The sequence below is a fragment of the Pseudocitrobacter sp. RIT415 genome, from assembly GCF_003057695.2.
Classification (GTDB): Bacteria; Pseudomonadota; Gammaproteobacteria; order Enterobacterales; family Enterobacteriaceae; genus Pseudocitrobacter; species Pseudocitrobacter faecalis.
This window is the reverse complement of sequence record NZ_QBJC02000008.1, coordinates 37376-50721: the sequence shown is the minus strand read 5'-3', so window position 1 is coordinate 50721 and position 13346 is coordinate 37376. Positions and strand designations below refer to the sequence as shown.

The following is a 13346-nucleotide window of genomic DNA, read 5'->3' as shown; positions in this document are numbered from 1 at the left end:
GCATGTCTGAAGAAAAAATCGGTCAACACTATCTCGCTGCACTGCATCAGGCTTTCCCCGGCGTGGTGCTGGATGAAGCCTGGCAGACGAAAGATCAGCTCACTGTTACGGTGAAGGTGAACTACCTGCCGGAAGTGGTAGAGTTTCTTTACTACAAACAGGGCGGCTGGCTGTCGGTGCTGTTCGGCAACGATGAACGTAAGCTGAACGGTCACTATGCGGTTTACTACGTGCTGTCGATGGAGCAGGGCACTAAGTGCTGGGTCACCGTGCGCGTCGAAGTCGACCCCAACACGCTGGAATATCCGTCCGTGACGCCGCGCGTGCCTGCCGCCGTGTGGGGCGAGCGTGAAGTGCGCGACATGTACGGGTTGATTCCGGTTGGCCTGCCGGATGAACGCCGCCTGGTCCTGCCCGATGACTGGCCGGATGAACTCTATCCGTTGCGTAAAGACAGCATGGATTACCGTCAGCGCCCGGCCCCGACCACGGATGCGGAAACCTACGAGTTCATCAACGAACTGGGCAGCAAGAAAAATAACGTGGTGCCGATTGGCCCGCTGCATGTGACCTCCGATGAACCGGGCCATTTCCGCCTGTTCGTTGACGGCGAAAACATTATTGACGCCGACTACCGCCTTTTCTATGTCCACCGTGGCATGGAGAAACTGGCGGAAACACGTATGGGCTACAACGAAGTCACCTTCCTGTCGGATCGTGTATGCGGTATCTGCGGCTTTGCTCACAGCACGGCGTACACCACCTCCGTTGAGAATGCGATGGGCATCGTGGTGCCGGAACGTGCGCAGATGATCCGCGCCATTCTGCTGGAAGTGGAACGCCTGCACTCGCACCTGCTGAACCTCGGCCTGGCCTGCCACTTCACCGGGTTTGACTCCGGCTTTATGCAGTTCTTCCGCGTGCGTGAAACCTCCATGAAAATGGCGGAAATCCTCACCGGCGCGCGCAAAACCTACGGCCTGAACCTGATTGGCGGTATTCGTCGCGATCTGCTGAAAGATGACATGATCCAGACCCGTCAGCTCGCGCAGCAGATGCGTCGCGACGTGCAGGAGCTTGTGGATATGCTCCTCAGCACACCGAACATGGAACAGCGCACCGTGGGCATTGGTCGTCTTGACCCGGAGATCGCCCGCGACTTTAGTAACGTTGGCCCGATGGTTCGTGCCAGCGGACACGCCCGCGACACCCGCGCCGATCACCCGTTTGTCGGTTACGGCCTGCTGCCAATGGAAGTGCACAGTGAGCAGGGTTGTGACGTGATTTCGCGCCTGAAAGTGCGTATCAACGAAGTCTTCACCGCACTGAACATGATTGACTACGGTCTGGATAACCTGCCGGGTGGCGCGCTGGCGGTGGAAGGTTTTACCTACATTCCACACCGCTTCGCCCTTGGCTTTGCCGAAGCGCCGCGCGGCGATGATATCCACTGGAGCATGACCGGTGACAACCAGAAACTCTACCGCTGGCGCTGCCGTGCCGCGACCTACGCGAACTGGCCGACCCTGCGCTACATGCTGCGCGGTAACACCGTTTCCGATGCGCCGCTGATCATCGGTAGCCTCGACCCTTGCTATTCCTGCACTGACCGCATGACCGTGGTTGATGTACGTAAGAAGAAAAGCAAAGTGGTGCCGTACAAAGAACTTGAGCGCTACAGCATCGAGCGTAAAAACTCGCCGCTGAAATAAGGAATCGCCATGTTTACCTTTATCAAAAAAGTGATCAAAACCGGTACGACCACCTCGTCGTATCCGCTGGAGCCGCTGCCGGTTGATAAAAACTTCCGTGGCAAACCGGAACATAATCCGCAGCAGTGCGTAGGCTGTGCGGCCTGCGTGAACGCGTGCCCATCTAACGCGCTGACCGTGGAAACGGATTTAGCCACCAACCAACTGGCGTGGCAATTCAACCTGGGACGCTGCATTTTCTGTGGACGCTGTGAAGAAGTGTGCCCAACGGCGGCGATTAAACTGTCGCAGGAGTACGAACTAGCGGTATGGAAAAAAGAGGACTTCTTACAGCAGTCCCGCTTCGACATCTGTAACTGCCGCGTTTGCCAGCGTCCGTTCGCGGTGCAAAAAGAGATCGACTACGCCATTGCTATCCTCAAGCACAACGGCGACAGCCGCGCGGAGAAACATCGCGAAAGCTTCGAAACCTGCCCGGAATGCAAACGCCAGAAATGTCTGGTGCCGTCCGACCGTATTGAACTGACTCGCCATATGAAAGAGGCCAGCTGATGAGTGCTTTATTAGGCCCACGTGATGATAACGGCATGCCGGTGCCGATGACGGTGGAAGAGTCCATCGCCAGTATGAAAACGGCGTTACTGAAAAACATCAAACGTTCCGCGTATGTTTACCGCGTCGACTGCGGTGGCTGTAACGGCTGCGAAATCGAGATTTTCGCTACGCTTTCACCGCTGTTCGACGCAGAACGCTTCGGCATTAAAGTTGTGCCGTCACCGCGTCATGCGGACATCCTGCTGTTTACTGGCGCAGTCACCCGCGCTATGCGTTCCCCGGCACTGCGCGCCTGGCAATCGGCGCCGGACCCGAAAATCTGTATCTCTTACGGTGCCTGCGGCAACAGCGGCGGTATCTTCCACGACCTGTACTGCGTCTGGGGCGGCACCGACAAAATCGTGCCCGTGGATGTTTACATCCCTGGCTGCCCGCCGACGCCTGCTGCCACGCTGTATGGCTTCGCGATGGCGCTCGGTCTGCTTGAGCAAAAAATCCACGCCCGCGCACCGGGTGAACTGGATGCACAACCGGCGGAACTGCTGCACGCGGATATGAACCAGCCGCTGCGCGTACGAATCGATCGTGCCGCGCGCCGTCTGGCAGGCTATCGCTATGGCCGCCAGATTGCAGACGATTATATGCGTCTGCTGGGGCAGGGCGATCACCAGGTACAACGCTGGCTGGAAGCCGAAAGCGACCCACGCCTGACCGAAATTGTCGGCCAGCTTAATCATGTTGTGGAAGAGGCGCGTATCCGATGAGCGAAACGGTGGTGTTCAGTCAACTGAGCCGTAAATTTATTGATGAGAACGATGCAACGCCGTCTGAGGCGCAGCAGGTTGTCTATTACAGCCTGGCGATTGGCCACCACCTCGGGGTGATCGACTGCCTCGAAGCCGCGCTGACCTGCCCGTGGGATCAATACCTGGCATGGATTGCTACCCTTGAAGAGGGCAGCGTCGCGCGGCGCAAAATGGAAGGTGTGCCGAAGTACGGTGAAATCGTTATCGACAGTAATCACGTCTCTATGCTCGCGAACGCGTTTGATAAAGCGCGCGCGGTGCAAACGGCGCAGCAGAAGGAATGGAGCGAAGCGATGCTCGGTATGCTGCACGCGATTTATCAGGAAAGTGCGATTTATTTGATGGTCCGGAGGCTTCGTGACTGACGTATTACTTTGCGTAGGCAACAGCATGATGGGCGACGATGGCGCAGGCCCGCTGCTCGCCGAAATGTGCGCCGCAGCGCCGAAAGGCAACTGGGTGGTGATTGACGGCGGCAGTGCGCCGGAAAACGACGTCTTCGCCATTCGCGAACTGCACCCGGAACGTCTGCTGATTGTCGATGCCACCGACATGGGGCTCAACCCTGGAGAAATTCGCATTATAGACCCGGACGACATCGCCGAGATGTTTATGATGACCACCCACAATATGCCTCTGAACTACCTGGTCGATCAGCTCAAAGAGGATGTTGGCGAGGTGATTTTCCTCGGCATTCAACCGGATATTGTTGGTTTCTATTACCCAATGACTCAGGCGATAAAAGACGCGGTAGAAATGGTTTATCAGCGGCTGGAGGGCTGGGAAGGCAACGGCGGATTTGCGCAGTTAGAGGCTGAAGCCTAGCCAGTTTCTCCCCTCACCCTAACCCTCTCCCACAGGGAGAGGGGAACGATACTCCCTCTCCCTGTGGGAGAGGGCCGGGGTGAGGGGTTACCCCAAATCTTCCCCGTTACTCGCAATCACCTTCTTATACCACCAGAATGATTTTTTGCGCGTGCGGGCCAGCGTGCCGTTGCCTGCGTCGTCGCGGTCGACATAGACAAAACCGTACCGTTTGCTCATCTCGCCCGTTGAGGCCGCCACCAGGTCGATACAGCCCCAACTGGTATAGCCAATAACCGGAATGCCGTCGCCAATTGCCTCGCCCATCGCGCGGATATGTTCGCGCAGATAGCTGATGCGATAGTCGTCGTTAATCTCACCCTGCGCGTTCACTTCATCTTTCGCGCCCAGCCCGTTTTCCACCAGGAACAGCGGCTTCTGGTAGCGGTCGTACATCATGTTCATGGTGATGCGCAGCCCCAGCGGGTCGATACCCCAGCCCCATTCGCTGGCCTGGATGTACGGGTTTTTCAGCGATTTCACAATGTTCGCCGCGTTGGTGTTATTGGCGTTCATGTCGGCAGACGCGCAGCGAGAGGCGTAGTAGCTGAACGACACGAAATCGACGGTATTTTTCAGGATCGCGTCATCGCCCTCGGCTTTCTCAATTACCACGCCTTTTTCGCGGAACACGCGGGCAGAGTAGGAGGGATACGCGCCACGCGCCTGTACATCAATAAAGAACAGGTTTTCGCGGTCTTTTTCCAGCGCCATCCACACATCTTCTGGCTTGCAGGAGTAGGGGTAAAAATTGCCGCCCGCCAGCATGCAGCCCACCTGGTTTTGCGGGTTAACCTCATGGGCGATTTTGGTTGCCAGCGCGCTGGCGATAAGCTCATGGTGTGCCGCCTGATACTTCACCTGATCCTGATTTTCACCTTCTTCAAACACCAGCCCGGCACCGGAGAAGGGGCTGTGCAGCATAATGTTGATTTCATTGAAGGTGAGCCAGTATTTTACCAGCCCGTCAAACGCTTCAAAGCAGGTGCGCGCGTAGCGAGTGAAGAACTCGACCATTTTGCGGTTGCGCCACGAGCCGTACTCTGTCACCAGATGCATCGGCACATCGAAGTGGCACAAGGTAACCAGCGGTTCGATGCCGTACTTTTTGCACTCTTTAAATACCGCGCGATAAAACGCAATGCCTTCCGCGTTGGGTGTTAGCTCATCGCCGTTGGGGTAAAGACGCGCCCAGGCAATGGAGGTGCGAAACACGGTAAAGCCCATTTCCGCCATCAGGGCGATATCTTCTTTGTAGCGATGATAAAAATCGGTCGCCTGATGGCTGGGGTAAAACTCATCGTCACGCAGAGTAAAGCGTTTTTCCAGGCCCAGTTTGACCGGCAGGCGATTCGCGCCATGCGGGATCATATCCACCGTCGTCAGGCCTTTACCGCCTTCAAGATAGGCCCCTTCACACTGGTTGGCGGCCAGTGCGCCGCCCCATAAAAATCCTTGCGGAAATGTCGACATGCGTTTCCTCGTTAAATGTTATGTGATTCAGACGGATGCTGGTGCTGCGGACTGACGCGTGCGGGCATCGGCGGCGGCCTCTTCGACCGGGATATCTTCAAAGCCGAGGAGCAGGGTCAGAATAAAGGAGAGCACCACTGCCAGCGCCATCACGCCAAAGACCCACACAATGGTCATCGGATTCGCGGGGTCAAAGAACTGCACGCTGGTGAACAGGCCAGGAGCCGCCATTGAGTGGCTGGCAAGCCCGGCAATGCCTGCAACGGCACCGCAGATAAAGCCGCTGATCAGGCTGGCAATTAACGGACGCTTCAGCCTGACCGCCACGCCGTACAGCGCCGGTTCAGAGATGCCCGCCAGAATGGCAGACGCCGCCGCAGCCAGTGCCGTCTGGCGCAGCTCCGGATTTTTGGTTTTCCACGCCACCGCCAGCGATGAGCCGCCCAGCGACAGGTTCGCGCCGATTTCCGACGGCATCACCATGCCCTCTTTACCCGTTTCAGCGATGGTTTGAATAATGGTGGGCGTAAAGACGCGGTGCATCCCGGTCATCACCAGCAGCGGCCAGAGCGCACCCATAATGGCGACCGACAGCCAGCCCAGATAACCGTGAATGGTGTAAACCAGCGCAGAAATGCCGCTGCCGATCCAGATACCAATCGGGCCGATAAGCAGGATCGCCAGCGGGGCGGCAATCAGCACAATCAGCATCGGTTTGAGGAAGTTTTTCGTTACCGCCGGGGTGATGCGATCCACCCAGCGCTCGATGTACGACAGGCACCAGGTCATCACCAGCGCCGGAATAACCGTATAGGTATATTTCACCGCCGTGACCGGCACGAAGGCGAATTCTACGTGCTCGCCCTGCGCGGCTTTCGCCATCAGTTCGATAAAGCTTGGGTGCACCAGCACGCCTGCAATGGCGATGGCCAGCGACATGTTGGTTTTGAATTTCACGGCGGCAGAGGCGGCGACCATCAGCGGCAGGAAGAAGAACGCGCCGTCGCCGATCACCGTCAGGATAGTCAACGTCGGCGTACCTTTGGTCAGCACGCCGGACATTTCGAGGATCATCGCCAGCAGCTTGACCATCGATCCGCCAATAATCGCCGGGATCAGTGGCGACATAGTGCCGATCAGCGCGTCGAGGATCCCCGCGCCGATGCGCTTGAGGGTGACCTTCGGTTTTCCCGCGGGTTCGGCGGGTTGCATGTTCTCCGGCAGCAAACTCACGACTTCCCGATATGCCTGAGAAACGGTGTTGCCGATGATCACCTGGCACTGGTTATCGCTGCGCACCACGCCGAGTACGCCGCTCAGGCTTTTCAGCGCGGGACTATCGACCAATGCGTCGTCTTTCAGTACAAAGCGCAAACGCGTCATGCAGTGGGTCACCGCGCTGATGTTATTGACGCCGCCCAGTAAATCGACGATGGACTTCGCCAGTGCCGCATAGTTTTTGGACATCGGAATCTATCCTGTTTTTATCTGTAGGGGACTCATCGCCAGGCGATGAAACGTTGCATAGGAAACCGGTTCCACAAAATCATGAAGAGTTTCATTATCACTGGCAAGAGAGTAAAAATTCATTTTTTAAATTTGTGATTGAGATCGCCATGAACGGCAAAAGCTGAAAAAGGGCGGTGGCTGAAGTACACTGCTGCCCATCATTTTTGACGAGGGAAGCGAAATGGCGACGATGCTGGAGGTGGCAAAGCTGGCTGGCGTGTCGAAAGCGACGGTCTCACGCGTGCTGACCGGCAACGGCTATGTAGGGCAGGAAACCAAAGACCGGGTCTGGCAGGCGATTGAAGAGTGCGGCTATCGGCCTAATCTGCTGGCGCGTAATCTGGCGACCAAACGCACGCAAACGCTGGGGCTGGTGGTCACCAATACCCTGTATCACGGCGTCTATTTCAGCGAGCTGCTGTTTCACGCTGCGCGGATGACGGAAAATCAGGGCCGCCAGTTGATCCTCGCTGATGGTAAACACAGCGCGGAAGAGGAGCGGGCGGCGATTCAGTATCTGCTTGATATGCGCTGCGACGGCATCATTATCTACCCGCGTTTTCTCAGCGTTGACGAAATCGACGAACTTATTCAGCAGCATGAACAACCGGTGCTGGTGCTCAACCGTCGCCTGCGTCGTAACCTCAGCCACTGCGTTTACTGCGACCAGGCGCGTACCAGCCAGAATGCGGTGGAAAAGCTGATTCAACAGGGGCATCGCGATATCGCGTTTATCACCGGGTCGCTTGATTCGCCAACCGGCATTGAACGCTTGTCAGGCTACAAAGCTGCTCTGGCTGAACACCATATTCCACTGCGTGATGCGCTGATTGTCGAAGGGAAATGGACGCCAGCGACCGGTTCGGCGGGTGTCGATAGGCTGCTTGAGCGCGGCGTTAACTTTAGCGCGCTGGTTGCCAGCAACGATGACATGGCCATCGGGGCGATGAAACAGCTTCAGTCGCGCGGTTTACGCGTGCCGGAGCAGGTTTCCGTCGTCGGTTTTGATGATATCGCGCTCGCGCCTTACATGATGCCTTCGCTCTCCAGCGTTAAAATCCCGGTGACAGAGATGATTCAGGAGATTATCCATCGCCTGATTTTCATGCTCGACGGCGGCGAGTTCAAACCTCAACCTTCCTTCCTCGGCGAGCTTATCGCGCGCGACTCTCTGGGCGCAGGCCCGCAGGGTTAATCTCGTCACCTGTCATCGTCACTCGTGACGATGACAGGGTTAGACACCTGGCTTCAAATAAAAAATCCTTAATAAACAGTAAAATAAAAGTTGGCGCGAATAATGCATTCTCCGGCTCATTCATTGTCATTGCTGGAGAATTTGATGAACCGTTTCATCATTGCAGATGCGAGTAAATGTATAGGCTGCCGGACATGCGAAGTGGCGTGCGTGGTCAGCCACCAGGCCGAACAGGATTGCGCCGCGCTGACGCCGGAATCTTTCCTGCCGCGTATTCATGTCATTAAAGGCGTCAATGTCTCGACCGCGACCGCGTGCCGCCAGTGCGAAGACGCGCCATGCGCGAACGTCTGCCCGAACGGGGCAATTCGCCGCGAAAAAGGTTTTGTGCATGTGATGCAGGAACGCTGCATCGGCTGCAAAACCTGCGTCGTGGCCTGCCCGTATGGTGCGATGGAAGTGGTGGTGCGCCCGGTTGTACGCAACAGCGGCGCGGGCCTCAACGTGCGTGCCGAAAAAGCGGAAGCCAACAAGTGTGACCTTTGCTTCCACCGCGAGCAAGGCCCGGCCTGTATGGAAGCCTGCCCGACCCACGCTATTTTCTGCGTTGACCGCGACAAGCTTGAGCAAATCAGCGCCGAGAAACGTCGCCGCGCTGCGCTCGATACGTCGATTTCCCTGTCGTTTTAATGATCCTCCGTTTCACTTTTAACAGGTCTGTTACTGATGAAAAAAATTACAAGTGTTTGTCCGTATTGTGGTGCTGGCTGCAAACTGAAGCTGGTTGTCGATAACAATAAAATCATCCGCGCGGAAGCGGCCGATGGAAAAACTAACCAGCATGAACTGTGCCTGAAAGGCTATTACGGCTGGGATTTCCTGAACGACACCAAACTGCTGACGCCGCGCCTGACGCAGCCGATGATCCGCTATGAAAAAGGCGGCAAACTGACGCCAGTAAGCTGGGATGAAGCCATCAGCTATACGGCAAAACGCTTAGGCGAGATCAAAGCGAAATACGGCCCGCGCGCCATTATGACCACCGGGTCATCGCGCGGTACCGGGAATGAAACCAACTATGTGATGCAAAAATTTGCGCGCGGCGTGCTCAATACCAATAACGTCGATTGCTGCGCACGTGTCTGCCACGGCCCTTCCGTCGCTGGCTTGCAGGAAGCGCTCGGCAACGGCGCGATGAGTAACTCCATCGAAGACATTGAAAACTCAAGCTGTCTGCTGGTCTTTGGCTACAACTGCGCCGATTCGCACCCTATCGTGGCGCGTCGCGTGATTAAAGCAAAAGAGAAAGGCGCGAAAATTATCGTCTGCGACCCGCGTCGCATTGAAACCGCGCGTATCGCCGATCAACATCTGCAAATCAATAACGGCTGCAACATGGCGCTGGTGAATGCGTTTTCCCATGTGCTGCTGGAAGAAAATCTCTACGACAAAGAATACGTTGCGCGCTACACCACCGGTATCGACGAGCTGCGTGATATCGTGAAAGATTACGCGCCGGAAGCGGTGGAAGCGCTGACCGGCGTGACGGCACAACAGATTCGTCAGGCGATGCGTACCTACGCGGCGGCACCCAGCGCCACCATTATGTGGGGCATGGGCGTCACCCAGTTTGGTCAGGCCGTGGATGTGGTTAAAGGGCTGGCGACGCTTGCGTTACTCACCGGCAACCTGGGTCGTGAACATGTCGGCGTCGGCCCGGTGCGCGGTCAGAATAACGTGCAGGGCGCGTGCGATATGGGCGTGATCCCCAACCAGTTCCCTGGTTATCAGGACGTGGTGGATGCCGAGGTGCGGGCGAAATTCGCCAAAGCCTGGGGCATTGACGCCAGCCTGATGGACGACAAAGTGGGCGTGCGCATTACCGAAGTGCCGCATCTGGCGCTGGAAGGGAAGGTGAAAGCCTACTACATCATGGGCGAAGATCCGCTGCAAACCGAAGCCGATTTAGGCCTGGTGCGCAAAGGGTTTGAAGCGCTTGATTTCGTGGTGGTGCAGGACATCTTTATGACCAAAACCGCCGAGCAGGCTGATGTGCTGCTGCCCGCCACCTCCTGGGGTGAACACGGCGGCGTCTTCACCTGCGCTGACCGCGGCTTCCAGCGTTTCGAAAAAGCCATTGAGCCAAAATATAACGTCAAACGTGACTGGGAAATTATCAGCCTGATTGCCCAGAAAATGGGCTATCCGATGCATTACGACAATAACCAGCAAATCTGGGACGAAATGCGTGAGCTTTGCCCGCTCTTCTTTGGCGTGACTTACGATAAAATGGGCGACATGGGGCACGTTCAGTGGCCGTGCCCGACGCTCGATCATCCAGGCACGCCGTATCTGTACGCAGGCAATCAGTTCGATACCCCGGATGGCAAAGGTCATCTGTTTGCTGCACCGTGGCGTGCGCCCGCCGAACGCCCGGATGACAACTATCCGCTGGTGCTGTGCACCGTTCGCGAAGTGGGGCACTACTCCTGCCGTTCGATGACCGGTAACTGCGCGGCGCTGCAATCGTTGGCCGATGAGCCAGGCTTTGTGCAGATTAACCCGCAGGATGCGCAGAAACTGGGGATCAAAGATAAGCAACTGGTGTGGGTGGCGTCGCGCCGCGGTAAAGTCATTACGCGTGCCAACGTCAACGAGCGTATTAATCACGGCAGCGTCTATATGACCTACCAGTGGTGGATTGGTGCCTGTAACGAACTGACCCAGGACAACCTCGATCCTATCTCCAAAACGCCGGAAACCAAGTATTGTGCGGTGAATATCAGTGCGATTGAGGATCAGAACTGGGCGGAAAACTACGCGCTGGAAAGCTACCAGTCGATGAAATCCCGCCTGCGCGAGGCGGTAGCAGGGTAATGAATGACGATAACGCATAACGGCGTCGAAATCCGCATCCGCGGTAAAGTACAGGGGGTGGGCTTCCGCCCCTTTGTCTGGCAACTGGCTCAGCAGCAGGCACGCTTTGGTGATGTCTGCAACGACGGTGCGGGGGTGCTCGTTCGTTTGCTGGGCGAAGAAGCGGATTTCCTTGCCGCGCTTCATCAACACTGCCCGCCGCTGGCGCGCATTGATGAAACGCAGGTGCAGCCGTATGTGTGGCAACACGTGCCTGACGACTTTGTGATCCGCGAGAGCGGCGCGGGGGCGATGAGCACGCAGATTGTCCCGGATGCGGCCACCTGCCCGGCGTGTCTTGCGGAGATGAATGATCCGCAGGAGCGTCGTTATCGTTATCCCTTTATTAACTGTACCCACTGTGGCCCACGTTTCACCATTATCAACGCCATGCCGTACGACCGTCCGCTGACGGTGATGGCGGCGTTTCCACTGTGTTCCGCCTGCGAGGCGGAGTACCGCAATCCTTACGATCGTCGTTTTCACGCCCAGCCCGTGGCCTGCGCCGAGTGCGGCCCGTGGCTGTCATGGTATGCCGGGGGCGAACCGCTGCATCACGAGGCGGCGCTGCAGGCGGCGATCGCGCTTCTCACGTCGGGTGGCATTGTGGCGATCAAGGGGCTGGGTGGTTTTCATCTGGCCTGTGATGCGGGTAATGCCCGCGCGGTGGCGACACTGCGCACCCGGAAACATCGCCCGGCGAAACCGCTGGCGGTGATGATCCCCGACACCTCCCATTTACCTGATGACGCCAGCCGATTACTGCGCACGCCCGCAGCACCGATTGTGCTGGTGGAGAAAAGCTGCGTCAGCGGCCTGTGCGATGATATTGCGCCGGGGCTGGCGGAAGTTGGCGTCATGCTCCCGGCTAACCCTGTTCAGCATTTGCTGATGCAGGCGTTGAATCGCCCGCTGGTGATGACCTCCGGTAATCTCAGCGGTAAACCACCGGCGCTGACCAATGCGCTGGCGCTGGCGGATCTCGCGGATATCGCCGACGGATTTTTACTGCATAATCGCGATATTGTGCAGCGGATGGATGACTCGGTGGTGCGGCAAAGCGGTGAAATGCTGCGCCGGTCGCGCGGCTATGTGCCGGATGCGATTCCACTGCCGCCAGGTTTTCATGATATTCCGCCAATGCTTTGTCTGGGTGCGGATATGAAAAATACCTTCTGCCTGGTGCGCGGCGAGCAGGCGGTATTAAGCCAGCATTTTGGCGACCTCACTGATGAAGGTGTCGAAGCGCAATGGCAGCAGTCGTTGCGTTTGATGCAGGCTATCTACGATTTTACCCCGCAGGCAGTGGTGGCGGATGCGCATCCCGGCTATCACTCCTCTCAGTGGGCTGCGGCCCGCGATTTACCCCATCAAACGGTGCTCCATCACCATGCGCATATCGCCGCGTGCCTGGCGGAACACAACTGGCCGCTGGACGGTGGTGATGTGATTGGACTGGCGCTGGACGGCATTGGCATGGGGGAAGAGGGCGCGTTGTGGGGCGGTGAATGTCTACGTGTGAACTACCGCGAGTGTGAACATCTTGGCGGCCTGCCTGCGGTAGCGTTGCCGGGGGGCGACCTGGCGGCACGTCAGCCGTGGCGTAACCTGCTGGCGCACTGCCTGGCGTTTGTGCCGGAGTGGGAACGTTATCCGGAAACCGCCTCTGTGCGCGAGCAAAACTGGCCGCTGCTGGCGCGGGCGATTGAACGCGGTATTAATGCGCCGCGCGCGTCATCGTGCGGGCGATTGTTTGATGCAGTGGCCTGTGCGCTGGGCTGTGCGCCGCTGACGTTGAGTTATGAAGGTGAGGCGGCCTGTCGTCTGGAAGCGCTGGCGGCGACGTGTGCTGGCGTTGAACATCCGCTGCAAAGTGCACGGTTTGACCTGGCAGAATTCTGGCCGCAGTGGCTGGCGTGGCGGGCCAGCCCGGCGGAAAAAGCGTGGGCGTTTCACGATGCGCTGGCGCAGGGGCTGGGCGGTGTGATGCGCCGTGAAGCGCAGATGCGCGGGATAACCACGCTGGCATTTGGTGGCGGTGTGCTGCATAACGCGCTGCTGCGTGCGCGGTTGCAACACCATCTGGCTGATTTCACACTGCTTTTTCCACACAGTTTGCCCGCAGGTGATGGAGCTATTGCGTTCGGGCAGGCGGTGGTTGCAGCGGCCAGGTGCGCGTGATGCCGGATGGTATGGGGGTGTCTGATGGTGCAAAAGGTAGGTCGGGTAAGGCGTAGCCGCCATCCGACAATAATGTGCGCACGGAGCCAAAAAAAAGCCCCGGCGACCGGGGCAAAAATCAGACGCGATACGTCC

General features: G+C 57.5%; 11 protein-coding genes. 9 read left to right on the top strand and 2 right to left on the bottom strand.

Annotation, left to right across the window (positions count from 1 at the left end; genetic code table 11):
• The first annotated feature begins 2 nt into the window (after positions 1-2).
• From hycE to hycI, 5 genes are read left to right on the top strand one after another with little or no spacing between them, the layout of a single operon-like run.
• Positions 3-1712, top strand: coding sequence for a formate hydrogenlyase subunit HycE (hycE, locus tag DBY68_RS10380; RefSeq protein ID WP_108476400.1), 1710 nt, complete (start codon positions 3-5; stop codon positions 1710-1712).
• A gap of 9 nt (positions 1713-1721) precedes the next feature.
• The gene (locus DBY68_RS10375; RefSeq protein WP_015963280.1) at positions 1722-2264 is read left to right on the top strand and encodes a formate hydrogenlyase complex iron-sulfur subunit; all 543 of its coding nucleotides are present in this window, start codon (positions 1722-1724) and stop codon (positions 2262-2264) included.
• Positions 2264-3031 (top strand): NADH-quinone oxidoreductase subunit B family protein, encoded by a 768-nt coding sequence (locus DBY68_RS10370; protein WP_108476401.1) that lies wholly within the window; start codon positions 2264-2266, stop codon positions 3029-3031. The genes DBY68_RS10375 and DBY68_RS10370 overlap by 1 nt, the downstream gene beginning before the upstream one ends.
• Positions 3028-3438, top strand: a complete 411-nt coding sequence (locus DBY68_RS10365) for a formate hydrogenlyase maturation HycH family protein (protein WP_108476402.1) — start codon at positions 3028-3030, stop codon at positions 3436-3438. The genes DBY68_RS10370 and DBY68_RS10365 overlap by 4 nt, the downstream gene beginning before the upstream one ends.
• Positions 3431-3898 (top strand): hydrogenase maturation peptidase HycI, encoded by a 468-nt coding sequence (gene hycI / locus DBY68_RS10360; RefSeq protein WP_108476403.1) that lies wholly within the window; start codon positions 3431-3433, stop codon positions 3896-3898. Before DBY68_RS10365 ends, hycI begins: the two co-directional genes overlap by 8 nt.
• Before the next feature lie 87 nt (positions 3899-3985).
• Here the strand turns inward: hycI and DBY68_RS10355 are convergent, their stop codons facing one another.
• On the bottom strand, positions 3986-5410 hold the full coding sequence (locus tag DBY68_RS10355) for a 6-phospho-beta-glucosidase (protein ID WP_108476404.1): 1425 nt from the start codon (positions 5408-5410) through the stop codon (positions 3986-3988).
• A gap of 27 nt (positions 5411-5437) precedes the next feature.
• Positions 5438-6877, bottom strand: coding sequence for a PTS cellobiose/arbutin/salicin transporter subunit IIBC (gene ascF / locus DBY68_RS10350; protein ID WP_108476405.1), 1440 nt, complete (start codon positions 6875-6877; stop codon positions 5438-5440).
• 223 nt (positions 6878-7100) lie between these two features.
• Here ascF and DBY68_RS10345 point away from each other — a divergent pair, with 223 nt between their 5' ends.
• From DBY68_RS10345 to hypF, 4 genes are all read left to right on the top strand, one after another.
• Positions 7101-8114, top strand: a complete 1014-nt coding sequence (locus tag DBY68_RS10345) for a LacI family DNA-binding transcriptional regulator (protein ID WP_108476406.1) — start codon at positions 7101-7103, stop codon at positions 8112-8114.
• Positions 8115-8258: 144 nt separating this feature from the next.
• Positions 8259-8804 carry an electron transport protein HydN gene (hydN, locus tag DBY68_RS10340; protein ID WP_015963289.1) on the top strand — a complete coding sequence of 182 codons (546 nt, stop codon included), beginning with the start codon at positions 8259-8261 and terminating at the stop codon, positions 8802-8804.
• A 36-nt stretch (positions 8805-8840) separates the two neighbouring features.
• The gene (fdhF, locus tag DBY68_RS10335) at positions 8841-10991 is read left to right on the top strand and encodes a formate dehydrogenase subunit alpha (RefSeq protein ID WP_108476407.1); all 2151 of its coding nucleotides are present in this window, start codon (positions 8841-8843) and stop codon (positions 10989-10991) included.
• Between the two features lie 3 nt (positions 10992-10994).
• On the top strand, positions 10995-13211 hold the full coding sequence (gene hypF / locus DBY68_RS10330; RefSeq protein WP_108476408.1) for a carbamoyltransferase HypF: 2217 nt from the start codon (positions 10995-10997) through the stop codon (positions 13209-13211).
• Positions 13212-13346: the final 135 nt, after the last annotated feature.

What these genes read in the sequence shown, in the direction of transcription:
- DBY68_RS10345 (WP_108476406.1), top strand. Translation starts at nt 7,101, where the DNA reads ATGGCGACGATGCTGGAGGTGGCAAAGCTGGCTGGCGTGTCGAAAGCG.
- hypF (WP_108476408.1), top strand. Translation starts at nt 10,995, where the DNA reads ATGACGATAACGCATAACGGCGTCGAAATCCGCATCCGCGGTAAAGTA.
- hycE (WP_108476400.1), top strand. Translation starts at nt 3, where the DNA reads ATGTCTGAAGAAAAAATCGGTCAACACTATCTCGCTGCACTGCATCAG.
- fdhF (WP_108476407.1), top strand. Translation starts at nt 8,841, where the DNA reads ATGAAAAAAATTACAAGTGTTTGTCCGTATTGTGGTGCTGGCTGCAAA.
- DBY68_RS10355 (WP_108476404.1), bottom strand. Translation starts at nt 5,410, where the DNA reads ATGTCGACATTTCCGCAAGGATTTTTATGGGGCGGCGCACTGGCCGCC.
- DBY68_RS10375 (WP_015963280.1), top strand. Translation starts at nt 1,722, where the DNA reads ATGTTTACCTTTATCAAAAAAGTGATCAAAACCGGTACGACCACCTCG.
- hydN (WP_015963289.1), top strand. Translation starts at nt 8,259, where the DNA reads ATGAACCGTTTCATCATTGCAGATGCGAGTAAATGTATAGGCTGCCGG.
- DBY68_RS10370 (WP_108476401.1), top strand. Translation starts at nt 2,264, where the DNA reads ATGAGTGCTTTATTAGGCCCACGTGATGATAACGGCATGCCGGTGCCG.
- DBY68_RS10365 (WP_108476402.1), top strand. Translation starts at nt 3,028, where the DNA reads ATGAGCGAAACGGTGGTGTTCAGTCAACTGAGCCGTAAATTTATTGAT.
- ascF (WP_108476405.1), bottom strand. Translation starts at nt 6,877, where the DNA reads ATGTCCAAAAACTATGCGGCACTGGCGAAGTCCATCGTCGATTTACTG.